Source organism: Enterobacter sp. GD03975 (assembly GCF_029838645.1).
Taxonomy (GTDB): Bacteria; Pseudomonadota; Gammaproteobacteria; order Enterobacterales; family Enterobacteriaceae; genus Enterobacter; species Enterobacter quasihormaechei.
Genome location: NZ_JAOBZC010000004.1, coordinates 259,481 through 285,929 on the forward strand (window position 1 = coordinate 259,481; position 26,449 = coordinate 285,929).

General features: G+C 57.5%; 25 protein-coding genes. 5 read left to right on the forward strand and 20 right to left on the reverse strand.

The window, feature by feature from the left end; translation table 11 throughout:
• Positions 1 to 50: 50 nt before the first annotated feature.
• From dedD to pdxB, 7 genes are all read right to left on the reverse strand, one after another.
• Positions 51 to 746 (reverse strand): cell division protein DedD, encoded by a 696-nt coding sequence (dedD, locus tag N5C09_RS09880; protein ID WP_063868170.1) that lies wholly within the window; start codon positions 744 to 746, stop codon positions 51 to 53.
• Positions 736 to 2,004: a bifunctional tetrahydrofolate synthase/dihydrofolate synthase gene (gene folC / locus N5C09_RS09885; protein ID WP_279748965.1), complete on the reverse strand. Its 1,269-nt coding sequence runs from the start codon at positions 2,002 to 2,004 to the stop codon at positions 736 to 738. The genes dedD and folC overlap by 11 nt, the downstream gene beginning before the upstream one ends.
• A 70-nt stretch (positions 2,005 to 2,074) precedes the next feature.
• Complete coding sequence (accD, locus tag N5C09_RS09890; RefSeq protein WP_003861408.1) at positions 2,075 to 2,980, reverse strand: acetyl-CoA carboxylase, carboxyltransferase subunit beta; 906 nt, start codon at positions 2,978 to 2,980, stop codon at positions 2,075 to 2,077.
• A 154-nt stretch (positions 2,981 to 3,134) separates the two neighbouring features.
• Positions 3,135 to 3,794: a DedA family protein gene (locus N5C09_RS09895; RefSeq protein WP_063450414.1), complete on the reverse strand. Its 660-nt coding sequence runs from the start codon at positions 3,792 to 3,794 to the stop codon at positions 3,135 to 3,137.
• A gap of 28 nt (positions 3,795 to 3,822) precedes the next feature.
• Positions 3,823 to 4,635: a tRNA pseudouridine(38-40) synthase TruA gene (truA, locus tag N5C09_RS09900; protein ID WP_063450415.1), complete on the reverse strand. Its 813-nt coding sequence runs from the start codon at positions 4,633 to 4,635 to the stop codon at positions 3,823 to 3,825.
• Positions 4,635 to 5,648, reverse strand: coding sequence for an aspartate-semialdehyde dehydrogenase (locus tag N5C09_RS09905; protein ID WP_063450416.1), 1,014 nt, complete (start codon positions 5,646 to 5,648; stop codon positions 4,635 to 4,637). Before N5C09_RS09905 ends, truA begins: the two co-directional genes overlap by 1 nt.
• A gap of 64 nt (positions 5,649 to 5,712) precedes the next feature.
• Positions 5,713 to 6,849 carry a 4-phosphoerythronate dehydrogenase PdxB gene (gene pdxB, locus N5C09_RS09910; protein WP_279748966.1) on the reverse strand — a complete coding sequence of 379 codons (1,137 nt, stop codon included), beginning with the start codon at positions 6,847 to 6,849 and terminating at the stop codon, positions 5,713 to 5,715.
• A gap of 111 nt (positions 6,850 to 6,960) precedes the next feature.
• On the opposite strand from pdxB, the gene flk reads away from it, so the two are divergent.
• Positions 6,961 to 7,965 carry a flagella biosynthesis regulator Flk gene (gene flk, locus N5C09_RS09915; RefSeq protein ID WP_279748967.1) on the forward strand — a complete coding sequence of 335 codons (1,005 nt, stop codon included), beginning with the start codon at positions 6,961 to 6,963 and terminating at the stop codon, positions 7,963 to 7,965.
• An 87-nt stretch (positions 7,966 to 8,052) separates the two neighbouring features.
• Here the strand turns inward: flk and N5C09_RS09920 are convergent, their stop codons facing one another.
• Both N5C09_RS09920 and fabB read right to left on the reverse strand, forming a co-directional pair.
• The gene (locus N5C09_RS09920) at positions 8,053 to 9,231 is read right to left on the reverse strand and encodes an MFS transporter (RefSeq protein ID WP_279748968.1); all 1,179 of its coding nucleotides are present in this window, start codon (positions 9,229 to 9,231) and stop codon (positions 8,053 to 8,055) included.
• A 67-nt stretch (positions 9,232 to 9,298) separates the two neighbouring features.
• Positions 9,299 to 10,516, reverse strand: a complete 1,218-nt coding sequence (gene fabB / locus N5C09_RS09925) for a beta-ketoacyl-ACP synthase I (RefSeq protein WP_022648859.1) — start codon at positions 10,514 to 10,516, stop codon at positions 9,299 to 9,301.
• Positions 10,517 to 10,674: 158 nt separating this feature from the next.
• Between fabB and mnmC the strand changes: the two genes are divergently transcribed.
• A complete protein-coding gene (mnmC, locus tag N5C09_RS09930; RefSeq protein WP_279748969.1) occupies positions 10,675 to 12,672 on the forward strand; it encodes a bifunctional tRNA (5-methylaminomethyl-2-thiouridine)(34)-methyltransferase MnmD/FAD-dependent 5-carboxymethylaminomethyl-2-thiouridine(34) oxidoreductase MnmC in 1,998 nt (665 codons plus the stop codon).
• 62 nt (positions 12,673 to 12,734) lie between these two features.
• Here mnmC and N5C09_RS09935 read toward each other — a convergent pair whose 3' ends face one another.
• The 6 genes from N5C09_RS09935 to prmB are packed head-to-tail and all read right to left on the reverse strand — an operon-like array spanning position 12,735 to position 17,283.
• Positions 12,735 to 13,010: a YfcL family protein gene (locus tag N5C09_RS09935; protein WP_028013966.1), complete on the reverse strand. Its 276-nt coding sequence runs from the start codon at positions 13,008 to 13,010 to the stop codon at positions 12,735 to 12,737.
• 13 nt (positions 13,011 to 13,023) lie between these two features.
• Positions 13,024 to 13,569 (reverse strand): elongation factor P hydroxylase, encoded by a 546-nt coding sequence (locus N5C09_RS09940; RefSeq protein WP_203464988.1) that lies wholly within the window; start codon positions 13,567 to 13,569, stop codon positions 13,024 to 13,026.
• Positions 13,569 to 14,378, reverse strand: a complete 810-nt coding sequence (locus tag N5C09_RS09945) for a sulfite exporter TauE/SafE family protein (RefSeq protein ID WP_022648863.1) — start codon at positions 14,376 to 14,378, stop codon at positions 13,569 to 13,571. The genes N5C09_RS09940 and N5C09_RS09945 overlap by 1 nt, the downstream gene beginning before the upstream one ends.
• Positions 14,378 to 15,202 carry a penicillin-insensitive murein endopeptidase gene (gene mepA / locus N5C09_RS09950; RefSeq protein ID WP_003861385.1) on the reverse strand — a complete coding sequence of 275 codons (825 nt, stop codon included), beginning with the start codon at positions 15,200 to 15,202 and terminating at the stop codon, positions 14,378 to 14,380. Before mepA ends, N5C09_RS09945 begins: the two co-directional genes overlap by 1 nt.
• A 2-nt stretch (positions 15,203 to 15,204) precedes the next feature.
• Positions 15,205 to 16,290: a chorismate synthase gene (gene aroC, locus N5C09_RS09955; RefSeq protein WP_063450425.1), complete on the reverse strand. Its 1,086-nt coding sequence runs from the start codon at positions 16,288 to 16,290 to the stop codon at positions 15,205 to 15,207.
• A 60-nt stretch (positions 16,291 to 16,350) separates the two neighbouring features.
• Positions 16,351 to 17,283, reverse strand: a complete 933-nt coding sequence (gene prmB, locus N5C09_RS09960) for a 50S ribosomal protein L3 N(5)-glutamine methyltransferase (protein WP_063450426.1) — start codon at positions 17,281 to 17,283, stop codon at positions 16,351 to 16,353.
• A 145-nt stretch (positions 17,284 to 17,428) separates the two neighbouring features.
• On the opposite strand from prmB, the gene smrB reads away from it, so the two are divergent.
• Positions 17,429 to 17,980: an endonuclease SmrB gene (gene smrB, locus N5C09_RS09965; protein ID WP_279748970.1), complete on the forward strand. Its 552-nt coding sequence runs from the start codon at positions 17,429 to 17,431 to the stop codon at positions 17,978 to 17,980.
• A gap of 45 nt (positions 17,981 to 18,025) precedes the next feature.
• On the opposite strand, the gene sixA is transcribed toward smrB, so the two are convergent.
• The 4 genes from sixA to N5C09_RS09985 all read right to left on the reverse strand — a co-directional run bounded on the left by sixA (position 18,026) and on the right by N5C09_RS09985 (position 22,701).
• A complete protein-coding gene (gene sixA, locus N5C09_RS09970; protein ID WP_063868153.1) occupies positions 18,026 to 18,511 on the reverse strand; it encodes a phosphohistidine phosphatase SixA in 486 nt (161 codons plus the stop codon).
• A gap of 209 nt (positions 18,512 to 18,720) precedes the next feature.
• Positions 18,721 to 20,868, reverse strand: coding sequence for a fatty acid oxidation complex subunit alpha FadJ (fadJ, locus tag N5C09_RS09975; RefSeq protein WP_279748971.1), 2,148 nt, complete (start codon positions 20,866 to 20,868; stop codon positions 18,721 to 18,723).
• Positions 20,868 to 22,178 carry an acetyl-CoA C-acyltransferase FadI gene (fadI, locus tag N5C09_RS09980; RefSeq protein WP_279748972.1) on the reverse strand — a complete coding sequence of 437 codons (1,311 nt, stop codon included), beginning with the start codon at positions 22,176 to 22,178 and terminating at the stop codon, positions 20,868 to 20,870. Before fadI ends, fadJ begins: the two co-directional genes overlap by 1 nt.
• 238 nt (positions 22,179 to 22,416) lie before the next feature.
• Positions 22,417 to 22,701 carry a YfcZ/YiiS family protein gene (locus N5C09_RS09985; protein WP_063868147.1) on the reverse strand — a complete coding sequence of 95 codons (285 nt, stop codon included), beginning with the start codon at positions 22,699 to 22,701 and terminating at the stop codon, positions 22,417 to 22,419.
• Between the two features lie 372 nt (positions 22,702 to 23,073).
• Here N5C09_RS09985 and fadL point away from each other — a divergent pair, with 372 nt between their 5' ends.
• Positions 23,074 to 24,357 (forward strand): long-chain fatty acid transporter FadL, encoded by a 1,284-nt coding sequence (fadL, locus tag N5C09_RS09990; RefSeq protein ID WP_063868145.1) that lies wholly within the window; start codon positions 23,074 to 23,076, stop codon positions 24,355 to 24,357.
• 44 nt (positions 24,358 to 24,401) lie between these two features.
• Here the strand turns inward: fadL and mlaA are convergent, their stop codons facing one another.
• The gene (gene mlaA / locus N5C09_RS09995; protein ID WP_003861365.1) at positions 24,402 to 25,154 is read right to left on the reverse strand and encodes a phospholipid-binding lipoprotein MlaA; all 753 of its coding nucleotides are present in this window, start codon (positions 25,152 to 25,154) and stop codon (positions 24,402 to 24,404) included.
• A gap of 314 nt (positions 25,155 to 25,468) precedes the next feature.
• Here mlaA and N5C09_RS10000 point away from each other — a divergent pair, with 314 nt between their 5' ends.
• On the forward strand, positions 25,469 to 26,398 hold the full coding sequence (locus N5C09_RS10000) for a formate/nitrite transporter family protein (RefSeq protein WP_063868143.1): 930 nt from the start codon (positions 25,469 to 25,471) through the stop codon (positions 26,396 to 26,398).
• Positions 26,399 to 26,449 lie beyond the last annotated feature (51 nt).

Here is a 26,449-nt window from a genome sequence, read left to right on the forward strand (position 1 = left end):
CCTAACCTTCTCCCCTTTGGGGAGAGGGCCGGGGAGAGGGGGAAAACTTATCAGTTTGCGCTGTAGTTCATCACCACGCCGCTCAGGCCGGAGATCTGCTTCAGCTCGCCAAGCGAACCTTTGAGCTTATCTTTAGACGCATCCGGCCCCACGAGGATACGGGTAATTTTACCCTGCACCGGCGTGGTGGGTGAAGTATAAACACGGTATCCCGCGCCGCGCAGTTTACTCACGATCTCATTGACCTTATCAGCGTTTTTCAACGCACCCAGCTGAACGACATAGGCTTTGCCCGTCGGGGCAGCCTCCTGCTGGGCCTGTCTGGCCGGTGGCGGCGTTTCCGTTGCCGCCGCCAGCTGCTCGGCCGCTTTGTCACGCTGCGGTTTAGGCTGCGTTTTCTCTACCGGCTTCGGTTTTTCAACCGGTTTAGGTTGCTCTACCGGTACGGGATCGATTTCAACATTGTTATTTGCGGCCAGACGCGACGGGTCAAGAGACGGCGCGGCTGCATCGCCTGCACGCACCTCTTCCGCTGCGCCTTCAGGCGGCTGGGCAGGTAGCGCCTGCGTTGCCGCGGGCAGCATGTCGGGCTCGTCGCGGTCGCCCGGTTTCGGCACCAGCGGAATAGCCGCAAATTCATCCTGGTAATGCTTTTTCTGCCCGTCGAGCAGCCCCGGGAGAATAATCACCCCGAGCGCGACCAGCACAATGGTTCCTGTTAAACGGTTCTGAAACTTACTCGCCACCGGTTCTCCCCGCCTCCATCACTTCCATGACATGTGCCACCGTGTGGAATGACCCACACACCAGCACGGTATCTTCTGGTTTAGCTTCCGCCATCGCGGCGCGCCAGGCCGAAACCACGCTGTCGTAGATTTCGCCTTTGCCGAGATGTTCCATTAATTGCTCAGCAGTCGCGCCACGCGGCCCCTCCAGAGGAGCACAATACCAGCTATCGACCACACTCTCCATGCAGGCCAGCGTGCCGCCGATATCTTTATCATGAAGCATACCGATAACCGCCAGCACGCGCCCGGTTTTTGGTAACGATTTGAGACGTCCTGCGAGGTACGCCGCCGCGTGCGGGTTATGCGCCACGTCCAGAATCAGACGCGGTGACTCGCTCACAATCTGGAAACGCCCTGGCAGCAGCGCGTTCTGAATACCGTCGCGGATCGCCTGCTCGTTCACCGTTAACCCGCTGGCGCGCAGTGCGGCCAGCGCGGTCGCTGCGTTAGGCTGTGGCACCTGCGGCAGCGGCAGATTCTCCAGCACGCCCTGCGCATCGCTAAAGCGCCAGCCGTGGCCCTGAACCTCATACTGCCAGTCCACGCCACGATGCAGCAGCCGGGCGCCCTTCTCTTTCGCCACGTCAGCAATGGTGTGCGGCATGTCCGGCTCGCCGACCACGGCGGGCTTATTCGCCCGGAAAATACCGGCCTTCTCGCGGCCAATGCTTTCGCGATCTGGCCCCAGCCAGTCGGTGTGATCCAGCGCGATGCTGGTCACGACCGCGACATCCGCATCCACCATGTTTGTCGCGTCCAGTCGCCCACCCAGCCCGACTTCCAGGATCACCACGTCCAGCTGCGCCTGCTTAAACAGCCACAGCGCCGACAGGGTGCCATATTCGAAATAGGTCAGTGAAGTTTCGCCGCGCGCCGCTTCGATAGCGGCAAACGATGCCGTGTGGGCAGATTCCGCCAGCTCGGCGTTTTGCACCCGCACGCGCTCGGTATAGCGCACCAGATGCGGAGAGCTGTAAACGCCGACCTTATAGCCGGCAGCCATCAGGACAGATTCCAGCGTGCGGCAGGTGGTGCCTTTCCCGTTAGTGCCGGCGACGGTAAACACGAACGGCGCGGGTTTCAGCACGTCGAGACGCGCGGCAACCTGGCTTACGCGCTCAAGGCCCATGTCGATGGTTTTACTGTGCAGGTTTTCCAGATAAGAAAGCCACGCGGCCAAGGGCGACGTGGCTTGAGGAATGCTTTTATTTTCCATGATGCCCGGTTGTCATTAACGGTTTAGAAAGCAAAAGGGCAGCGCCATTCGGCCCTGCCCTTTTCAGTTATCAGGCCTCGGGTTCCTGATCCGGTACGACCACGCCTTCGCGCGGCTCGTCCGGGTTAGGCGCTGGCAGATTCATCAGCTTCGCCAGAATGCTGGCCAGCTTGAGGCGCATTTCCGGACGGCGGACGATCATATCGATAGCGCCTTTCTCAATGAGGAACTCACTGCGCTGGAAGCCCGGCGGCAGTTTCTCACGTACGGTCTGTTCGATAACGCGAGGACCGGCAAAGCCGATCAGCGCTTTTGGCTCGGCGATGTTCAGGTCGCCCAGCATTGCGAAGCTCGCAGAGACGCCACCCATGGTTGGGTCGGTCAGTACCGAGATGTACGGCAGACCGCGCTCCTGCATTTTCGCCAGCGCAGCGGAGGTTTTCGCCATCTGCATCAGGGACATCAGCGCTTCCTGCATACGCGCACCACCGGAGGCGGAGAAGCAGATCAGCGGGCAGTTGTCTTCCAGCGCCTGCTCAACGGCACGCACGAAACGCGCGCCGACCACGGAGCCCATTGAGCCGCCCATAAAGGAGAACTCAAACGCAGCGGCAACCACAGGCATTTCATGCAGGGTGCCCTTCATGACGATCAGCGCGTCTTTCTCGCCGGTCTCTTTCTGTGCAGAGGCCAGACGATCTTTGTATTTTTTGGAGTCGCGGAACTTGAGCACATCTTTTGGCTCCAGTTCGCTGCCCAGTTCTACCAGAGAACCTTCGTCCAGCAGGCTATGCAGGCGGTTGCGCGCCGACATACGCATGTGGTGGTCACACTTCGGACACACCTCAAGATTGCGTTCCAGCTCTGCACGATACAGAACCTGGCCGCAGCTATCACACTTCGTCCATACCCCTTCAGGAATGCTCGCTTTACGCGTCGGGGTAATGTTGCTTTTAATTCGTTCAATCCAGCTCATTGATAACCTTTCTGCCTGAACCTGGTCGTATGCCAGTTTTGCTGTAAGAGGCGAATAATGCCATTTTTGCCTCCAACAGACCATGAATGTTGCACATTAAAACATAACAGCCCGAAACTTTGGATAAAAAAGTGGTCGAACCGCCAGCGTGCATTTACTTCGCTTGTTTCGCTGCCGCGCGTTTGTGACGAATGATTTCGATAACACCCGGCAGAACGGAAAGCACAATAATCGCTACAATCAGTAACTTAAGGTTTTCCTGAACCACAGGCAGATCGCCAAACAGGTAGCCCGCATAGGTAAAGAGCAACACCCAAAGCAGTGCGCCCACCACGTTGTACATTGCAAAATGACGATAGGACATGTGGCCCATTCCCGCCACAAACGGTGCAAATGTGCGCACAATAGGCACAAAACGGGCAAGGATAATGGTTTTTCCGCCATGACGTTCATAGAACGCATGGGTCTTGTCTAAATAACTGCGGCGGAAAATCTTCGAGTCCGGATTACTGAACAACCGCTCGCCAAACACCCGCCCGATGGTATAGTTGACCGCATCGCCAACAATCGCCGCGACGATCATCAGGACGACCATCAAATGGACGTTCAGGTCATTGGTTGGCAGTGCAGATAACGCACCGGCCACGAACAGCAGCGAATCTCCCGGCAGGAACGGCGTAACCACAAGGCCGGTTTCACAGAACAGAATGAGAAACAGAATGGCGTATACCCAGACGCCGTACTGCGCGACCAGCTCCGCCAGGTGAACATCAATGTGCAGGATGAAATCAATCAGAAAACGTATTACGTCCATATTGTCTAAGCCTTAATTGCACCTTTGTTTAGTCCGCTAAAAACAGCGGGCCCATTGGCGGTTTTGGCAGGTCGAACCGGTCCGGATAATCCACCGAAACCAGATACAGCCCTTCCGCTTTCGCCGTTGCTGCCGCAAGCGTTCTGTCCTTCGCTGCCAGCAGTTCTGCAATCCAGCTCTCCGGCTGGTGTCCGGCGCCCACTTCCATCAGGCTGCCCACGATATTCCGCACCATATGATGTACAAAGGCATTGGCTTTGATATCCACCACCACATACGCGCCATAACGACTGACGTTAATGTGCATGACGTTACGCCACGGCGTACGGGACTGACACTGCACCGCACGAAACGACGTAAAATCATTTTCTCCAATCAGGCACTGCGCCGCGCGATGCATGCGTTCTGCATCCAGCGGTTCATAAAAATGCGTCACGCCCTGGCTTAACACGGCCGGGCGCAGGCGCTGGTTGTAGATGACATAACGGTAGCGCCGCGCCGTCGCGCTGAAGCGCGCGTGAAAATCATCCGGCACAGCTTTCACCCAACGCACGGCAATGTCACCAGGTAAATTCGCATTTACACCCAGCGTCCAGGCCGCATCTTTGCGTACCGCAGAAGTTTCAAAGTGTACCACCTGCCCCGTGCCGTGAACCCCGGCATCGGTGCGGCCCGCACAGAAGACGCTGATCGGTTCGTTCGCTACCTGAGAGAGCGCTTTTTCCAGTTTTTCCTGGACGCTACGCACCTCATTCTGACGCTGCCAGCCATAGTATTTACTGCCATCGTACTCAATGCCGAGGGCAATTCTGTGGACCGGCTTTTGCTCCACGTCTGACATCAGTACAGATACTCCTGCACCAGTTTTTCCGCGATTTTGACCGCCATCAGCGCGCCGCCAAAACGCACGTTGTCGGCAACGGACCAGAACTGCACCTGCTCCGGCATACCGTAATCGTTACGTACGCAGGCCACGGAGAGATGCGCGCTGCCGGTGGCATCGCCCACCTGCGTCGGGAATTCGCTCTCTTCGGAAAGGACAATGTCCTCACCGCGGCCAAACGCATCGCGCGCTTCTTCAGCCGCCAATGGACGCAGGGCTTCAAAGCCGACCATCTGCGCATGGCCGTAAAATACCGGAGACTGTACGACGTTCGCGGAGATCATCAGCCCGTCATCCTGCAAAATTTTGCGCGCTTCATCGACGATACGACGCTCTTCCCGCACCGAACCTTCACGATCCGGCAGCAGCGGCAGCATGTTGAACGCCAGCTGGCGGCCAAAGAAATCATCTTCGTCGATCGGGATACCGTTCAGCAGCTTCGCGCTCTGCCCTGCCAGCGCGTCTACGGCTTTTTTGCCATTAGCCGAAGCCGACAGCAGGCTGGTCACGGTAATGCGCGACAGGCCACCATCGTCAATCAGCGGCTTCAGCGCGGTCAGCAGCTGGCTGGTGAGGCTGTTTGGTACCGCAATGATGTTGCGGTTGCGGTAGTCAGCCAGCACAAACGGGTTGACGTCCGGCACCACCAGCGGCACATCCGGCTCGAGGGAGAACAGGCCGCTCAGGTCGATCACCAGACAGCCAGAATTGGTCGCCTCTTCAATGTAAGACGCCGTCGCCTCTGCACCTGCGGCAAAAAACGCCAGCTGAGCCTGGGTCCAGTCAAATGCGGCGGCATCCTGCACCATCACAGATTTTCCGCCGAAACGCAGATGTTCACCCGCGCTGTCGGTACGCGCCAGCGCGTAAATTTCGCCCACCGGGAACTGGCGCTCAGCAAGGGTTTCAAGCAGGGCTTCGCCCACGGCGCCAGTGGCGCCCAAAATGGCAATGTTCCAGCCTTCAGACATGGTGGTTTACTCCAGAAATAAAAACGCGTCCCTGTCGGCGTTTCCAACAGGGAGCAGAAAGACATTAACGTGCCGGGTGGTGAACGGCGTTAAATCCCAGCTGATGCAGCAGCGCCGCCGCAGGGGCGTCATCGCACATCACATACAGGGAGGACCACTCGCGGCGCTCAAGGTAATTTTTGCGCAGCTTATCAAACTCACCCGGAATACCCGCCACTTTACGCAGCAGCGCGTCATCGCGGCGCACATCATACACCAAATGCACCAGTCTTTTTAGCGTTGCCTCATCCAGCGGGCCATGAAGGGTAATGCGGCCAAATTCCGGCGCCGGAAGCAGCGTATCCAGCGCCACCTGCTGCGGATGGCCGATAAAGGCGCTGTAGGCCTCAAATACCTGAGTCGTACCGCGCGCCTTGCCTTCGAGGGTATAGCCCGCAATATGCGCGGTCCCCACGTCCACCTTATTCAGCAATGCGACGTTAAGATCCGGCTCGGGCTCCCAGACGTCCAGCACAACGCTCAGATCTTGTCCCTCGTCGAGACATTTCAGCAGCGCCGCGTTATCCACCACCGGACCGCGGCAGGCATTAATCAGAATAGTGCCAGCCTTCAGACGGCGGATTAGCGTCTCGTCGGCCAGGTGCAGAGACCGGTACGGCCCCTCTTTGAAAAGCGGCGTGTGGAAGGTGATGACGTCGCACTCGTCGACCAGCTCGTCCAGCGTGCGGAAATCGCCTTCATCGCCGTTATCCTTGCGCGGCGGATCGCACAGCAAAGTGCGAACGCCCCAGGCTTCCAGACGCTTTTGCAGACGTCCGCCAACGTTGCCCACGCCAACAATACCTACGGTGCGGTCTTTCAGCGCAAACCCATCGCGCTCGGCCAGCATCAATAATGCGGAAAAAACATATTCCACGACGGCAATGGCATTACAGCCTGGCGCCGCTGAAAAACCAATCCCCGCCTGCTTAAGCCACTGGTCATCCACATGATCGGTCCCGGCCGTTGCCGTCCCGACAAATTTGATCCCTTTGCCGGTGAGCAGTGCCTCATTTACTTTGGTCACCGAGCGCACCATCAGGGCGTCTGCATCGTCCAGTTCGCTGACCGGAATCGGGCGACCAGGGACAGCCTTAACCTCGCCCAGGCGGCTGAATAGCTCACGGGCGTAAGGCATATTTTCATCAACGAGGATTTTCACGTCTGAGTACCTGTTTGAGAGGAAGTAAACCTGCCAAGTGTGCCATAATCTCGCCGCCGGGCATATATCTCCGCCCGGTTACGCAGAGTTTGACTTTAAGGATTTTTGACGATGCAGCCCATTTCAGGTACGCCTCCGCGCCCTCCGGGTGAGGGCCCCGTAGCGCCCAACACGCCAGGCGAACAGCCGCTCTCCACGCAACAGCGCACCGTGCTGGAGCGTCTGATCACGCGCCTAATTGCGTTGACCTCGCAGCAAAACGCAGAGGTATGGGCCGGCGTTAAGCACGATTTGGGCGTCAGAAACGATGCGCCGCTCCAGTCGCGCCATTTCCCTGCCGCTGAACAAAACCTGAACCAGCGTCTTACCAGCGCACAGCAGCAACATACCACCCGCCAGATTGTCTCGCAGCTGACCGAGCTGTTGGGCCAGGGGAATAATCGCCAGGCGGTGAGTGATTTTATCCGTCAACAGTACGGCCATACCGCCCTGAGCCAGCTTTCGTCAGAACAGCTGAAAACCGTGCTGACTCTGCTGCAAAGCAACCAGCTTTCGATCCCGCAGCCGCAACAGCGCCCGTCGACAGAACGGCCATTGCAGCCAGCGGAGCATAATACGCTCAAGCAGATGGTCACAAAGCTGGCTGCCGCCACCGGCGAACCGACAAAGCTCATCTGGCAATCCATGCTGGAACTTTCCGGCGTGAAAGCGGGCGAGCTGATCCCGGCAAAACAGTTTACCCATCTGGTCACCTGGCTCCAGGCGCGTCAGACGCTCAGCGCCCAGACCGCCCCGACGCTGCATACGGTGCAGGCATCGCTTAAGCAGCCGCTTGAGCGGCAAGAGTTTGAAGCTGTTCGGGAATATGCCCAGCAGGCCTGGCAGGCCACGCCGCAAACGGTGCTGACCACCGCGCAGGTACAGGATTTACTGAATCAAATCTTTATTCGCCGCGCCGAGCGGGAAGGCGGCGTACCGGAAGTGCGTAACGTTCAGCCCATCTACAGCCCGCTGTTTGCCCCGGTTGTCGACACGTTTAAAACGCTATCTGCCCGTCCGGGATTGATGTTTATCGCGCTGATGATTGCGCTGGCGCTTTTCTGGCTGGTTGTCTGAGGTTTTGCCCGGTGGCACTCCGCTTACCGGGCCTACAACGGCTCGAACCGTAGGCCGGGTAAGGCGCAGCCGCCACCCGGCAACATATTACCGCTTCCGAAACGCCACCAGCGTCACCACGATCCCCACCACCGCAGAAACCGCGCCGGCGAGAAATACGGAAGGATAGCCAAACGACGTCGCCAGCACGCCCGCCAGCGGTCCGGTTATCCCGTAGGAGATATCCTGAAACGCCGCATAGCCGCCCAGCGCCGTGCCGCGCACCTGCGGTGCGACGCGCTTTACCACCTCAACGCCCAGCGCCGGGAAGATCAGTGAGCAGCCGCAGCCGGTTAACGCCGCACCCAGCAGCGCAACGTAGGCGGACGGAGCCTGCCACAGCAGCACCAGACCTACCGTCTCAATAACCAGTGACGCTACGGCCACCTTCACGCCGCCAAAGCGATCCGGCATCCAGCCAAACAGCACGCGCATCAATACAAACGCGCCACCAAAGGCCGTCAGCGTAAAGCCCGCCATCGCCCAGCCGCGGCTCATAAAATAGAGAGAGACGAAGGTGCCAATCACCGCGAAGCCTACTCCCTGAAGCGCCAGCCCCAGCCCTGGCTGCCAGATTTGCCCCACCACGCTCCACAGCGAAGGACGTTCGCCTTTATGGGCGGGCACCTTGCATACCGAACCGTTAAACGCCCACGCCAGCAGCGGTAATACCATGGTGGTTGCTGCCAGCGCCGCAAAACCAAACTGGCTGTGGATCAGCAAACCCAGCGGCGCGCCTGCCGCCAGCGCGCCGTAAATCGCCATCCCGTTCCAGGACATCACTTTACCGGAACGCGCAGGCCCCACCAGCCCCATTCCCCAGGTCAGGGTGCCGGTCAGCAGCTGGCTTTCGCCAAAGCCGAGGATCAGGCGCCCCACTACCAGCAGCGCGAATTTATACGCTGCATCTATCGGCAACAGCGCCGCCAGCAGCCAGGCGCCTCCCGCCAGCCCACAGGCAAACATGCCCTGCAATGCCGAGCGTTTTGCGCCGTGCTGGTCCGCCAGACGCCCGGCGTAGCCCCGGGTTAACACCGTCGCTAAAAACTGAATGCCCACCGCAATGCCGACCATGGTGTTGCCATAGCCCAGCTCATGGTGAACGAACAAGGGGATCACCGGCAGCGGAAGGCCAACGGTCATATAGGTCAGAAACACCGCAAAGGCGATGCGGAAAAGGGAAAGGTTCCCGGAAGGAGCGTTCTTCCCAGGGGTAACAGCCTTCATGCATAACTCCGTGTTCAGGCATAAAAAAGGGAGCCGCGCGGCTCCCTTCTACTATACCTTCAAACGCTTACGCTTTCAGCTTGCGCATCACCAGCGTGGCGTTGGTGCCGCCGAAGCCGAAGCTGTTGGACATAACGGTCGTCAGCTCACGTTCGGTGGTTTCGGTCACGATGTTCAGGCCAGCCGCCTGCTCGTCCATTTCGTCGATGTTGATGCTCGGGGCGATAAAGCCGTTTTCCAGCATCAGCAGAGAGTAGATCGCTTCCTGCACGCCCGCCGCACCCAGAGAGTGACCGGTCATGGCTTTGGTGGCAGAGATAGCCGGGCTGTTGTCGCCGAACACTTCGCGGATCGCACCCAGCTCTTTCACGTCGCCTACCGGAGTAGAGGTACCGTGGGAGTTCAGGTAGTCGATTGGGGTATCAACGCCGTGCATCGCCATCTTCATACAGCGCACCGCGCCTTCGCCGGATGGAGCAACCATGTCAGCGCCGTCAGACGTTGCGCCGTAGCCCACGATCTCAGCGTAGATGTGGGCGCCACGCGCCAGCGCGTGTTCCAGCTCTTCAACCACGACCATGCCGCCGCCGCCCGCGATAACAAAACCGTCGCGGTGTGCGTCATAGGTACGGGATGCTTTGTCTGGCGTTTCGTTGTATTTGGTGGACAGTGCGCCCATTGCGTCGAACTCACAGGCCATTTCCCAGCCCAGCTCTTCGCCGCCGCCAGCAAAGACGATGTCCTGTTTGCCCAGCTGGATCTGCTCAACCGCATTACCGATACAGTGCGCGGAGGTCGCACACGCGGAGCTGATGGAGTAGTTCACGCCGTGGATTTTGAACGGCGTTGCCAGGCACGCAGATACCGCAGAACCCATCGCTTTGGTCACAACGTATGGACCGACCGCTTTCAGGCCGCGCGGGCTACGCATGGCGTCAGCACCAAATACCTGCGCCTTAGAGGAACCGCCGGAACCGGCAATCAGGCCCACGCGTGGGTTGTTCTGGTAGGCGTCTTCGCTCAGACCAGAATCCTTGATCGCTTCCTGCATGGAAAGATAGGCATAGATAGAGGCATCGTTCATGAAACGAACCACTTTACGGTCAATTAAACCGGTGGTATCCAGTTTAACGTTACCCCATACGTGGCTACGCATTCCAGAATCTTTAAACTCTTCAGAGAAAGTGATCCCGGAGCGTCCTTCACGCAGAGATGCCAGGACTTCCTGCTGGTTATTACCGATGCTGGAAACGATGCCCAGGCCAGTAATCACTGCACGTTTCATTCAATACCTCTGTAAGTCGCACTATAAAAAGTTTCGAGTCGCACAATAGCGTACACTTGTACGCCGAACAAGTCCGATCAGCGATTTTCTGTGGAAATTTGCACCGACAGGCTCACATCGTTAAGATCGTGCCACTGCCTGTCGGACGAGTAACTTACGTGAAACAAAACGCCATACAACCTGCCAACCTCGAATTCAACGCTGAGGGTACACCTGTTTCCCGAGATTTTGATGACGTCTACTTTTCTAATGATAACGGACTGGAAGAGACGCGCTATGTTTTCCTCGACGGAAATCATCTCGGCACCCGCTTCCCTGAGCATCCGCGCAGTCTGTTCGTTGTGGCGGAGAGCGGTTTCGGAACCGGGCTGAATTTTCTGACTCTCTGGCAGGCATTCGATTGTTTTCGCGCTGCACACCCTGAGGCTACCCTACAAAGATTACATTTCATCAGTTTCGAAAAATTTCCGCTTACCGTGCACGATCTGCGGCTTGCCCATCAGCACTGGCCGGAGCTTGCCCGCTGGGCGGAACAGCTTCAGGCACAGTGGCCGACTCACATCGGTGGCTGTCATCGTCTGATTCTGGACGATGGACGGGTCACGCTCGACCTGTGGCTGGGCGACATTAACGACCTGACCGATAAGCTCGACGACTCGATGAATCAGAAGGTGGACGCCTGGTTCCTGGACGGTTTTGCGCCCGCCAAAAACCCGGACATGTGGAGCCAGCATCTGTTCAACGCCATGGCGCGGCTGGCACGTCCCGGCGCGACGCTTGCCACCTTCACCTCGGCGGGCTTTGTCCGCCGTGGGTTGCAGGAGGCGGGGTTTACCATGCGGAAAACCAAAGGCTTTGGCCGCAAACGCGACATGCTGGTCGGGGTGATGGAGCAGGATCTGGCGATCCCGACACAGACACCCTGGTTTGCTCGCCGCCCCAGTGCGTCGCGTGAGGTCGCCATTGTGGGCGGCGGTATTGCCAGCGCCCTGCTCTCGCTGGCGCTGCTGCACCGAGGCTGGCAGGTGACGCTCTATTGCGCTGACGAGGCGCCGGCGACGGGTGCATCAGGCAACCGCCAGGGCGCACTTTATCCTTTGTTAAGTTCACACGATCCGGCGCTGTTCCAGTTCTTCCCGGCGGCGTTTACGTTTGCTCGTCGTCTCTACGATAGCCTGCCGGTTGCGTTTGACCACGACTGGTGCGGCGTGACGCAGCTCGGCTGGGACGAGAAAAGCCAGCAGAAAATCACACAAATGCTGTCGCTGGGTCTGCCGGAGGCCATCGCCCATGCCGTGACGGCGCAGCAGGTTTCTGAGACCGCGGGCGTCGACACCGGCTGCGGCGGGATTCAGTATCCACGCGGCGGCTGGCTGTGCCCGGCTGAACTGACTTCTGCGGCGATTGCTCTCGGGCAGTCGCGCGGCTTGGCGGTACATTATGCCCACAGGGTTGAATCGCTTAGCCGTACAGCGCACTGGAATGTGCGTTTTGCTGACGGCAACGAGGCGCAGCATGCCAGCGTGGTGCTGGCCAACGGGCATAACATCAATCAGTTTACCCAGACCGAGACGCTGCCGGTTTATCCTGTCGGCGGCCAGGTGAGCCATATTCCTGCCGCGCCCGCGCTGAGCAAGCTGCGCCAGGTGCTGTGTTACGACGGCTACCTGACGCCGCAAAATCCGTCCAACAGCCATCACTGCATTGGCGCCAGCTACCATCGCGGTGAAACGGACATGCAGTACAGCGAAGCAGATCAGCAGCAAAACCGCCAGCGCCTGATCGACTGTTTCCCGGATGCGTCGTGGGCGAAAGAGGTTGACGTCAGCGAGGGCGAAGCGCGCTGCGGCGTACGCTGCGCGACCCGCGATCACCTGCCGATGGCGGGAAACGTGCCGGACTATGAAGCCACGCTTGAACTCTATCAGGATCTGGCAGACAACAAAGAAACGGCGGTGAGTGCGCCGGTTTATCCTGAACTGTTTATGCTGGGTGGCTTAGGCTCGCGGGGATTATGCTCCGCGCCGCTGCTGGCAGAGGTGCTGGCTGCGCAAATGAGCGATGAGCCGGTTCCGCTGGACAGGGTTACGCTCGCGGGGCTGAATCCGAACCGGTTGTGGGTAAGGAAACTGCTGAAGGGGAAAATGGTTAAGTAGGGTGCGGTCGAATCCCCTCACCCTGACCCTCTCCCCAAAGGGGAGAGGGAAGAGAAGGCGGCTTAGCGTTTAGCCTGCTGGAATAAATTGTCCCACATGCCCAGCACTAAAGACTGGTCGCGCGGAGAGAGCTCCCCGGCCAGAATGGCTTTTTCCAGGCTGCGCGTGACTTCAGCGTGAACGGCGTCGGCAGAGTGATCGTCACCTGCTTCCAGCTCGGCTACCGCCAGCGTCAGGTGACCACGCAGATAACCGCTGGCGAACAGCTCATCATCACTGGCGTGTTCCACCATGTCATCAATTAACGCCAGAATGCGTGATTCAAATTCTGCGATCATCTTCTTTCCTCTGTTATAAATCTTCCGGCCACGGGAAGCATTCCGCCGTGATCTCCGGCGTGTGGTAATAATTCTGTAAAGCCTCGATCAGGCGCGCCGGACGTTCCGGGATGCCCTTCTCAAGATACTCCATCACCTGCGCATGCACGCGGCGCTGGAAGACGATACGGTCTGGCTCGAAGTCGCCTTCAAGGTTGTCACAGCTCACGTTGAACGGGAAACCCGCCGCCACGCAGAACAGCCACTCCAGCGCCTGCGGTTTCACCTCCACATCTTCGAACTGCCCCTGGGTGGCGGCGTCGCGCCCGTCCGGGCAGTACCAGTAACCGAAGTCCACCAGCTCGCGACGCGCTTTCCCCGCGATGCACCAGTGCGAAATCTCGTGCAAACCGCTGGCGTAAAAGCCGTGGGCAAAGACGATGCGGTTGTACGGAACCTCGTCATCAGCAGGAAGATAGATCGGTTCGTCGTCGCCTTTAATCAGACGGGTATTAAAATCATCAGCAAAACAGCTATCGAAGATCTCAATCAGCTGTTCGTATTTATGCGTACTGTTCATTAGTTCATCCCCAACCAGGTGAGGATCTCCTGTCCATGGCTGTCATAAAGAAGTTTGGCGCTCATCACCGCCGAGACGACAACAATCATCGGGCGGATCAACTTTTGCCCTTTGCTTAATACCAGACGCGAGCCTGCGCGCGCGCCCAAAAACTGCCCTGCCATCATCACAAACCCGGTTGCCCAGATAACCTTGCCGCCAATGATAAACAGCAGCAGGCCGCCAACGTTGGAGGTCGCGTTGAGGACTTTGGCGTGGGCGGTGGATTTGGCGAGGTTAAAGCCGGCCAGCGTCACGAACGCCAGCGCGTAAAACGAGCCTGCCCCCGGGCCAAAGAAGCCGTCGTAAAAGCCGACGCAGCCACCGGCAATCAGCGCAAACGGCAGGCCGTGCAGCCGCCGCGCCCGGTCTTCCTCGCCGAGCTTAGGCATCAGCAGGAAATACAGGCCGATGCAGATAACCAGAATCGGCAGGATCTGGCGCAGAATGTCGGACTGCACGTGCTGTACCAGCAAGGCACCCGCCGTCGAGCCAATAAACGTCATCAGGATATTGAGCTTCTGATCGGCGAGATTCACCACCTTGCGGCGAACAAAATAGAGCGAAGAGGAAAGAGAGCCGCCGCACGCCTGGAGTTTATTGGTGGCGAGCGCCTGGGCAGGGCTCATGCCTGCCGCCAGCAGCGCCGGAACGGTGAGCAAGCCGCCACCGCCCGCAAGGGCATCGATAAACCCGGCTAACATCGCAACAAAAAAGAGCACCGCCAGCAGCAGCGGTGACACCATGAACAGATCGACGAAATTATCCATTAAAGTACATGCTCATCCAGTAGCGCCTGGCAGGAAGGCGGCAACGGAGGCGGTGTCTTCTTCTCAGGCTTAGAGGTTCCAGGCTTGGCCGGTTCAAACCAGCTTTGCAGTTCGTAACCGCAACCATCGCCAGGCGGCGGGAGCGGCTGATCTTCACATTCCAGGCTGTTCGCCGGGCAGCGCAGACGAACATGCATATGCGCCCGGTGCTGGAACCACGGGCGCACTTTGCGCAGCCAGTCGCGATCCGTTCCCGCATCCAGGCAGAGCTGCTGCTTGATGGCCGGGTTAACAAAGATTCGCGTGACGTCATTATCTTCTGCCGCCAGCTTGATCATGCTGGAAATTTCCGGTGACCAGCGCGAGGCAACGACCCGTTTGCCGTCGGCCGACACCAGATCCAGCGCCTGCGGCTTCAGCAGCTGCGCTGAACTCCAGCGCGTTTTCGGCAGTTGCAGGAAAATATCCACATCCAGTCCGGTCTGGTGGCTGGCGTGTCCGCCGTTAAAGCGGCCACCGGCAGGCATCCCCATATCGCCAATCAGCATCGTGCCCAGCCCCAGGTTATGCACCTGGTTGCCAAGACGCTGAATAAACAGCACCAGGTCAGGATGGCCGAAATAACGGCGCTGATCGGTGCGCATCACCTGATAGGTATCCGATTGCAGCGGAAGTTCCTGCGCGCCGACGATACAGCCGTTGGAAAACGCGCCGATAGACTGCGCGCTACCCGCCACCGGGTGGGTGATTTTCTGCCACGGCGTGGCGGCCAGACTGGCTCCACTGGCAAGCAGCGCCAGCAGAGCGATTGCGGTTTTTTTCATAGTTACCAGCGTGGAATGGTGGTCGACACATCCGCATTCTGCGCGCGCTGACGCAGGAAGTGATCCATCAGCACGATCGCCAGCATCGCTTCTGCGATCGGCACGGCGCGGATCCCGACGCACGGATCGTGTCGCCCTTTGGTGATCATCTCAACGTCTTCGCCAGCGCGGTTAATCGTGTGGCCCGGTACGGTAATACTGGACGTTGGCTTCAACGCGATATTGGCCGTAATCTGCTGACCGCTGCTGATGCCGCCCAGAATGCCGCCCGCATGGTTGCTCTGGAAACCGTCTTTCGTGATTTCATCACGGTTCTGGCTGCCGCGAAGCTGAACCACGTCAAAACCGTCGCCGATTTCGACGCCTTTCACCGCGTTAATGCTCATCAGCGCGTGGGCGATGTCGGCGTCGAGGCGGTCAAATACCGGCTCGCCCCAGCCAGCCGGCACGCCGTCGGCTACCACGGTGACTTTCGCGCCAATAGAGTCACCTTCTTTTTTCAGGCCGCGCATCAGTTCGTCCAGCGCGTCCAGCTTGTCGGCATCGGCGCAGAAGAACGGGTTAAGCTCGACCTGATCCCAGTCTTTGATTGCCAGCGGAATGTCGCCCATCTGGGTCAGACAGCCGCGGATAACGATGCCGAATTTCTGCTGGAGATATTTTTTGGCAATCGCCCCTGCCGCTACGCGCATCGCGGTTTCACGTGCGGAAGACCGGCCACCGCCGCGATAGTCGCGGAAGCCATATTTTTGCTCATAGGTGTAATCGGCATGGCCAGGACGGAAAACGTCTTTGATTGCGCCGTAGTCCTGAGAGCGCTGATCGGTGTTTTCAATCAGCAGTCCGATGCTGGTGCCGGTGGTACGGCCCTCAAATACGCCGGAGAGAATTTTAACCTGGTCCGGCTCGCGACGCTGCGTGGTGTAGCGAGAGGTACCCGGACGACGACGATCGAGGTCATGCTGCAAATCGGCTTCGGTCAGTTCGATGCCTGGCGGGACGCCATCAACGATACAACCCAGTGCCAGACCGTGCGACTCGCCAAAGGTGGTCACACGGAATACCTGTCCAATACTGTTTCCTGCCATCACGGCTCCGATGTTGTTGTTTGTGTTTGAGCGTTGTGAAACGGGCCGAAGCCCGCTGGATTAATCTTTGTAAATGCTGAAGTATTCGCGCGCATCAAGCAGCTGCGCTTTGGTCAGCATAAAGACGCCGTCACCGCCGTTGTCGAACTCAAGCCAGGTGAACGGTACATCCGGGTACTGCTCTATCAGATGTACCATGCTGTTGCCCACTTCACAAATCAGAACGCCGTCGTCGGTCAGATAATCCGGCGCACACGCCAGGATGCGGCGGGTCAGCTTCAGGCCGTCAGAGCCTGACGCCAGGCCCAGCTCCGGCTCGTGACGGTACTCGTTCGGCAGATCGGACATGTCTTCTGCATCCACGTACGGCGGATTGGTAACGATCAGGTCGTATTGCAGCGTCGGCAGGTCGCGGAACAGGTCAGAGCGGATAGGCGTGACGTGATGGATCAGGCCGTGCTCTTCAATGTTGTGTTCGGTAACGGCCAGCGCGTCGGTGGAGATATCGACGGCGTCCACTTCCGCTTCAGGGAAAGCGTAGGCGCAGGCAATGGCGATGCAGCCGCTGCCGGTGCACATATCGAGAATGTGCTGCGGCTGGTGCGCGATCAAGCCGTCAAAATGGTTGTTGATCAGCTCACCAATCGGCGAGCGCGGCACCAGCACACGCTCGTCAACGTAGAACTCGTGGCCGCAGAACCAGGCTTTGTTGGTCAGGTAAGCCACCGGAATGCGCTCGTTCACGCGGCGGATCACGCGCTCAACGATGCGGTGTTTTTCGCTGGAGGTCAGGCGCGCGGTACGCATGTCTTCCGGAATATCCAGCGGCAGATAGAGTGACGGCAGCACCAGCTGGACGGCCTCATCCCACGGGTTATCGGTGCCGTGACCGTACCAGATATTGGCGGCGCTGAAGCGGCTAACCGACCAGCGCAACATGTCCTGTATGGTATGCAGCTCGTTTACTGCTTCATCGACAAAAATTTTATCCACTCTTTCCTCCAGGGCATGCTCGCATAATTTTCGGCGGCTAGTTTGCCATGAAGACGGGGATAAATCAGCAATGACGCGTACCGCTTGAGGTTAAAAAATGCGTTTAGTCGGGTACACTATCGGAAATACGAGATGAGAATGACGAATGAAAAAGAAAACACAGCTCAGCGAGGAGGATCAGGCTCTCTTCCGTCAACTGATGACCGGGACGCGTAAAATCACGCAGGACACCATTGTCCATCGCCCGCAGCGTAAGAAAATCAGCGAGGTTCCGGTCAAACGTCTGCTCCAGGAGCAGGCCGATAACAGCCACTATTTTTCAGATGAATTCCAGCCGCTGCTCAATACGCAGGGGGCCGTGAAATACGTGCGCGAAGACGTCAGCCATTTTGAGCTGAAGAAGCTGCGCCGGGGCGATTATTCGCCGGAGCTGTTTCTCGATCTGCACGGGCTGACGCAGATGCAGGCGAAGCAGGAGCTGGGGGCGTTGATCGCGGCGTGCCGACGCGAGCATGTTTTTTGTGCCTGCGTGATGCACGGTCACGGCAAACATATTCTCAAACAACAGACGCCGCTGTGGTTGGCCCAGCATCCACACGTAATGGCTTTTCATCAGGCACCAAAAGAGTACGGCGGAGATGCCGCATTGCTGGTGTTGATTGAAGTTGAGGAGTGGCAGCCGCCAGAATTGCCCTGACAGGATGGCGGGAAGCGCTATGCCCCCGCCATATCGCACGTCACGTCAGATGGCTTTTGCCATCTTCAGGTTGCACGGACTCATTTGCCAGTTGAAGACCCCTTTGCCGGTTTCGTCGAGGGTGACGTTGGCAATGGCGGACGTTGTGAACATTGGTGGCGTTTCGCCCGGGCACAGCTCAGATACCAGATAGCCGACCAGCGGCAGGTGGGAAATGACCAGTGCGGAAGCAACACCTTCATTGCACAGCGCCTGAAGGTAAGCGCTGACAAGGCCAACATCGCCGCACGGCGTGAGTTCAGGAAGAACGTCCACGCTGGCCGGCAGGTTCATACACTCCCCTACCACATCCAGCGTCTGCTCTGCCCGCAGGAACGGACTCACCAGAACGCGTTCAATGTCCACTTTTTGACCTTTAAGCCATGTTGCCATCTGACGGGATTCGTCGCAGCCACAGACGGTTAAAGGACGTACTGAGTCACTGGCGGCATCAAGTGCCGCGTCGCCGTGACGCATGATAAAAACTTGCATATTGCACCGCTTTTGTTAACCAGAATCACCGGCGTTAACTACCCGCGATTAATGCTCTGAGGTAGAAAACCCGATGGCCGGGCATTGTGCCTGATCCATTCGGTGAATGAAACGCTGTTTTTTACCTCAATGGCGTAAGTATAGTCAATCTCTGTTTACAATTTCGCCAGAACAGGTTCCATTACCTCAGGATTTACCCTTCTTTGACTTCAGTTTACGCAATCAGTTTCCCTTGCGGACCAGAATGTCTGGCCCCGTTCCGCCATCTGCAATAATTCGTCACAAGGTGTAAACCGTGGACCGTATTGCGAGGCCAGACGTTGCAGAATCGCAACCACTTCACCCACCCCGAGGGTATCCATGTACCGGAACGGGCCGCCAAGGAATGGCGGGAAACCGATGCCAAACACGGCGCCGATGTCGCCGTCGCGCGCGCTTTTGATCACCTGCTCGCCAAAGCAGCGCGCCGCTTCATTGAGCATCATCATAACGCAGCGCTCAGCGCACTGAACCGCCGACAGTTTTCCCTGCCCCGTGACGGGAATAAGCGCATAAACCGAAGGGTCGACCTGTTTCTTGCTTTTACGCCCTTTCGCGGCGTAAAGATAGAAACCGCGTTCATTTTTTCTGCCTTTGCGATCGTCCTTCAAAATTGCAGAAACAAAGTTTGCAGGCGGCGCAAAACGATCGCCATAAGCCGCTTCCAGCACAGGGATAATTTTAGTCCCCGTATCAATTCCTACCTCATCCAAAAGCTGAATTGGGCCAACGGGAAAACCAAACTTCACCAGGGCATCATCGACGTGCTCAATTTTCTCCCCTTCCGTCAGCAGCCGCATCGCTTCGTTAATGTACGGCGCCAGAATACGGTTGACGTAGAAGCCCGCTTTGTCCGCGACCACAACGGGGGTTTTGCCCTGTTTTTTCGCCAGCTTCACCACGGTGGCAATAGTTTGCGGGCTGGTGGTGGCATGCGGGATCACCTCCACCAGCGGCATTTTTTCGACCGGGCTAAAAAAGTGCAGCCCTATCACCTGCTCCGGGCGCGCGGCTTTCGCCGCGATGTCGCCAATCGGCAAAGAGGAGGTGTTTGAAGCAAAAATGGTGTGCGGCGCGCAATGCTGCTCAACGTCCGCCACCATCTGTTGCTTAAGGGCCAGATCTTCGAACACGGCTTCAATCACCAGATCGCGGTGTGCGAACCCGCTGTAGTCGGTGGTGCCCGTGATCGTCGCGAGGGTTTTATCACGCTCGCTGGCCTTAATATGGCGGCGTTTCACTTTGCGATCGAGGTTTTGCCAGCTGTACTGCAACGCGTGGTTGATGCCCTTAGGGTTGATATCTTTAATACGTACGGGCAATTTACCTTTGCTGGCGGTGACAAACGCGATGCCGCCACCCATCAGCCCGCCGCCCAGAACGCCAATGGCGCGCAACGGAGCCGGTTCAGCTTCGCTGCCCGGATCTTTTTTTACCTCCGTGCTGGCAAAGAAAATGCTGCGCAGCGCCTGCGACTGCGGCATCATCGCCAGCTCGCCAAACGCCTTCGCTTCTGCGGCGTATCCGCTGCTGCTGCCCTGCGATAAACCTGTTTCAATCACCTCCAGAATGCGCTTCGTTGCCGGATAGTTTCCTCTGGTTTTTTGCTCGGTTTTTTTATCCACCATCCTGAACAGCAGCGCGCGTCCCAGCGGTCCGGCAAGGATGCGCTCGCGCACCGGCAAGGGGCGTTTCGCCTGACGCCCCTTCAGCGCCCGTTCAACGGCAGCGTCAAGCAGGATGGCGTGCGGAACGACCTCATCAACCAGACCCGCCTTCAGGGCCTGACGGGCGCGCAGTTGTTTACCGGTTAAGATCATCTCCAGCGCCGTGCTGACGCCCACCAGACGCGGCAGGCGCTGCGTTCCACCCGAGCCGGGCAGCAACCCAAGCTGTACCTCCGGCAGGCCGAGTACGGTTTTCGCATCGTCGGTACAAATGCGGCTGTGGCAGGCCAGCGCCAGCTCAAGCCCACCGCCCAGGCAGGCCCCATGAATCGCGGCGACAACGGGTATCGACAGCGCATGGATCTCCGCCATCACCTGCTGACCCTGACGCGCCAGATCTTCTGCCTCCTGTGCGCTTGCAGCGCGGGCAATCATATTGATATCGGCCCCGGCGATGAAGTTATCCGGCTTTGCCGAGATAAATACCAGTCCGCGTATCGCTTTGTTTTCGCGGATCTGTCTGAGCATCGCGCGCACCTGAACGCCAAACTCGGCCTTCAGGGTATTCATCTTTTCGTCGGGCCCATCAATGGTAATAACGGCCACGTTATCGAGGCGAACGGCCAGGTTAAATGCAGATGTCGTTTCCATTATTCAGCCTCCAGAACCATTGCTGCACCCAGGCCGCCCGCCGCACAGGCGGTGACGAGACCAAAACCGCCGCCACGTCGACGCAGCTCGTGCAACGTCTGGGTTATCATTCGCGCCCCTGTCGCCGCAAACGGATGACCGTAGGCGATGGAGCCACCCAGCACGTTAAATTTACTCTGATCGACTTCGCCTGTGGCATGCGCGCGGCCCAGCACGTCGCGGGCAAAGCGCTCGCTCGCCATAAGCTGCACGTTTGCCAGCGTTTGGGCGGCAAAGGCTTCGTGCATATCAATCAGCGTGAGATCGGAGAGCGTCAGCCCTGCGCGCTCCAGCGCCAGCGGCGTGGACCAGGCCGGACCGAGCAGCATGTCCTGCCAGACATCGATAGCGGTGAAGGCGTAGCTGCGCAAATAGCCCAGCGGCGTAATGCCCAGCTCTTTCGCCCGGGATTCCGTCATCAGGATCACGGCGGCGGCGCCGTCCGTCAGAGGCGTACTGTTAGCTGCGGTGACCGTACCGTGCTTACGGTCAAACGCCGGGCGCAGTTTGGCGTAATCCGCCAGCGTGGAGGTGCCGCGGATGTTGTTATCTTCTGAAAGCGGTTCGCGGTAAGGCGGCACGTAGGCGGTCATTACTTCGTCGGCCAGTTTGCCTTCTGACCAGGCTTTCGCTGCCAACTGATGCGAGCGATGCGCCAGCGCGTCCTGCTGCTCCCGGGTAATGCCGTAGCTTTTGGCCATCTGCTCGGCAGTGTCGCCCATACGCAGGCCGGTAGAGTATTCCGCAACGGCAGGGGGCACGGGCATGAGGTCGCGCAGACGTAAACGCGAGAAGAGTTTGAGCTTCGCACCGGTGGTCCGGGCTTTGTTGGCATCCACCAGGATGCGGGCCAGCCGTTTGCTGACGCCGATGGGCAGCACGGAGGAGGAATCCGCGCCTCCGGCGATCCCTGCGCGGATGGTTCCCGCCATCAGGCTTTCAGCCACGTTCGCCACCGCCTGAAAACTGGTGGCGCAGGCGCGGCTGACGCTGTAGGCGTCGGTGTGAACGTTCATGCCGGTGCCCAGGACGATTTCACGCGCGATATTGGGCGCTTCCGGCATTTGCACGACCTGGCCGAAAACGAGCTGCTCAATAACCTCTGGCGGGATCTCGCTGCGAGCCAGCATCTCCCCCACGACCATTTTTCCCAGATCGACAGCCGGTATACCGTGAAACGCGGTTGCCTGACGCGCAAACGGCGTACGTAACCCGCTGACAATGGCAATGCGGTCACCGTGTCGGGTGATAAGCGGTAATGCCTGACTCATAACACTCCCCTGTAAAAAAATTTTGCGCGCACATTAAGTGGTCTGACCTGATAATAGTGTTAACTATTTTTTTACATTGAGCCAATCGGGGAAGCGAAAAATTGCGAGCTAAGGCACAGAGAAGAAAAAGAAAATGCCCAGGGTAAAAGCAAAACGGTAACCCGTGGGTTACCGTTTTTAGTGTTTGCGCCCTCTCCCGTGGGAGAGGGTTGGGGGTGAGGGCACCAGACCGCAGGAATTAGCGCAGGCCCAGCTGGAAAATCAGCGTTTCAGCTTCGCAGGCGAACACGAAGTCGATATCCAGCTGCACGCCGCCGTCCACTTCCGTGAAGGTAGATTTGATTTCGCACGGATCGGATTCCACTTCGCGCGCGCGCTGGGTCAGCGCCGCCAGCGTTTCTTCCGCTTCAGCGCGATTGCTGAAGACGCGGCTGTAAGAGGCGGTGCAATCGGTGTTGTCCATGATGGTGCCAACATCCATACAGCAGCAAACCGGGGTTTCATCAGCACTGCATTTACTCATAGCTCAATTTCCTCTGTATTCGCGCAACGCGCGAGATAAACACGATGCGACTATTTTACGCCCCCGGACGAGCCCCCTCCAGCCGTTAATGGCGCAAAATCGGATAAGTGAGCAATATCACACTAAAAAATGATCTAAAACAAAATTCACCTTTTCAGATGATTCGCACTGGTCACAATTTTGCCAACCAGATCTCGTTTCAAGAAACATATCTGAAAATATTAATAAACAAACTTGCAACATCCCAGCTGGTCAGACCTATACTCTCGCCACTGGTCTGATTTGTAAGTCATACCTCAGACCCTACACTTCGCGCTCCTGTTACGGTATGTAACAATTATTGAATAAAAATAACTCAATGAGGTTATGGTCATGAGCCAGAAAACCCTGTTCAAACAAACTGCTTTAGCAGTTGCAGTGGCAATCGTCTCAACGTCCGCCTGGTCAGCGGGCTTCCAGTTAAACGAATTTTCTTCCTCTGGCCTTGGCCGTGCGTATTCCGGGGAAGGTGCGATTGCCGATGACGCAGGCAACGCAAGCCGTAACCCGGCGCTGATCATGATGTTCGATCGCCCTACCTTCTCTGCCGGTGCGGTTTACATCGATCCTGATGTCAACATTTCTGGCAAATCACAGTTTACCGGCGCGGATCTGAAGGCGGATAACATTGCGCCAACGGCGTGGGTGCCTAACCTGCACTTTGTTGCCCCGATTAACGAACAGTTTGGTTGGGGGGCTTCTGTTACCTCTAACTATGGCCTGGCGACGGAATTCAACAACGACTATCCGGCCGGGGAATACGGCGGTAAAACCGACCTGACCACCCTGAACCTCAACCTGAGCGGCGCTTATCGTCTGAACGATAGCTGGAGCTTCGGTTTGGGCTTTAATGCCGTTTACGCCGACGCAAAAATCGAGCGTTACACCGGCGAGCAAACCGCTGCGCTGCCGAAAAACAGCAACAAAATCGCGAGCCTGAAAGGTGATGAATGGGGCTACGGCTGGAACGCCGGGATCCTGTATGAACTGGATAAAAACAACCGCTGGGGTCTGACCTATCGCTCAGAAGTGAAAATCGATTTCGATGGCGATTACAAAAGCGGCATCCTGAGCCCAGTCAACGGTATGGTTCCGGGCGCAGGCACCACCATTCCATGGGGTACCTCGAATCAAACCGTACCGGGTTCACTGTCGCTGCACCTGCCTGAAATGTGGGAAGTGTCTGGTTACAACCGCGTTGCACCGCAGTGGGCGATTCACTATAGCCTCGCGTATACCAGCTGGAGCCAGTTCCAGGAGCTGAAAGCCACCGGCAGCAACGGCCAGACGCTGTTCTATAAGGACGAGAGCTTCCACGACGCATACCGTCTGGCGCTCGGTACGACCTACTATATGGATGACAACTGGACGTTCCGTACCGGTATCGCGTTTGATGACAGCCCGGTCCCGGCTGATAAACGTTCTATCTCCATTCCGGATCAGGACCGCTTCTGGCTGAGTGCGGGTGCAACCTACGCATTTAACGAGAATGCGTCCATCGACGCGGGCGTCTCTTATATGCACGGTCAGAAAGTCACCTTCCAGGAAGGCCCTTACGAGTTTACCTCTGAAGGTAAAGCGTGGCTGTTCGGTACCAACTTTAACTACGCGTTCTAATCCCAACACGATTAAAAAAGGTGAGCATCGCTCACCTTTTTTATTTATTCCGAATCAATATCTTTTAATTCGTTCTCAATGGCTTTCGCGTTCGGATTATCTTCCGGCTTCAGCTTACCGCCGTTGGCAATAAAGTCGTGGTTCTGGAAATAGGCCTCACGCACCATGATGTACGGATCAGAAGACTGACGCAGCAGACCGTCAGAGTCCAGCAGTTGCGCACGTGTTTCAATCCCTTCCACGGTCCATTTACCAATCGACAGCGGCCAGGTGAGCCATGACAGCACCGGATACAGCGTATCCACCATGTCGCCGCCATCGTCACGCACGGTGAAGCTGCCGTAGAACGGCAGGTGCACATACGGACCATAACCTACGCCATAATGCCCCAGCGTACTGCCGAAACGGTGCGGCTGTTCACGCTGTAGTTTCGGGTTAGCCATGCCTGCGACATCAATTAAGCCGCCCATGCCCAGCAGGGAGTTCAGGAAGAAGCGGGTGAAATGCACCATCCCCTGATATGGATCTCCCTGGAGGAAATAGTTCACCATCACCGCTGGCTCTTCGAGGTTACTGGTAAAGTTGCTCAGCCCGTTTCGCGCCGGCTGCGGAACGTAGTCACGCCATGCCACGGCAACCGGACGAACCAGGTACGGATCCAGCACATTATAGTTAAAGCTGTACATTGAACGGTTAAATCCTTCGAGAGGATCGGAGCGTCCGGTTTGCTCGCCAGAGCTGGCGCAGCCCACAAGCATCGTCACGCCCAGCGCAAGCGCCGACAGCCGAAGTTTCATACATTTCTCCCTGTTCAATATGGCTATCGTTGAATGCCATCTGTAACGGAGCAGGTGACGCTCCGCCTGAAACGTGCAAGTGATTGTAACAGCACGCTTACCGATGTCTACGAGGACAATGACGACCCGCTCGCGTCATCACGCTAATTTCAGCATAGCCTGTCTTTAAGAATTCGTTTCGCCGGCAATTTTATATTGGCTTTGAAAGAGATGTCTCACCTTTATTGCCATTTTCTGCAATTTAAGAGCTTCCCCACGGGCAAGGCGCTAAAAGCCGCTACGCTTAAATGAGCGATAACCCCGAAGGAGCAGTTATGAAAGACATTAACGAAGAAAAAATTGGCGAGAACAATGAAGAACCTGAGATTGAGAGCGAGGAGAAAGACCGGGGCGAAGAGATAGAAGTCGATGAGGATCGCCTGCCGTCGCGCGCCATGGCCATTCATGAACATATTCGCCAGGATGGCGAAAAGGAGATGGAGCGTGACGCGATGGCCCTGCTGTGGTCAGCCATCGCAGCCGGTCTGTCGATGGGCGCATCGCTGCTTGCCAAAGGGATATTTCACGTGCAGCTGGAAGGCGTGCCGGGCGGGTTTTTGCTCGAAAATTTAGGCTACACGTTCGGCTTTATCATCGTCATTATGGCGCGGCAGCAGCTTTTTACCGAGAACACCGTTACCGCCGTACTGCCGGTCATGCAAAACCCCACCCTCGGAAATTTTGGCTTACTGATGCGCCTGTGGAGCGTTGTGCTGCTGGGGAACCTCATCGGTACGGGCGTAGCCGCCTGGGCCTTCGAGTATATGCCCATATTTGATGAACCGACCCGTGACGCATTCGTGAAGATTGGGATGGATGTGATGAAAAACACGCCGGTTGAAATGTTCTCTAATGCCATTATCTCCGGCTGGATCATCGCCACTATGGTCTGGATGTTCCCGTCAGCGGGCAGCGCGAAAATCGTCGTGATTATCCTGATGACCTGGCTTATCGCACTCGCGGATACCACGCACATCGTTGTCGGGACCGTAGAAATCCTTTATCTGGTGTTTAACGGCACCCTCCACTGGAGCGACTTTTTCTGGCCGTTCGCCCTGCCTACCCTCGCAGGCAACATTTGTGGCGGAACCTTTATCTTTGCGCTGCTGAGCCATGCGCAAATCCGTAACGACATGTCCAACAAGCGTAAGGCCGAGCTTAAGGCTCAGGAAAAAAAGGATAAAACAGCCGAAAAATCGGCGTGAACGGTGACTCTTTGACCAGTCAGGCGGCAATGCGCTTAACGAAAAGTGTAA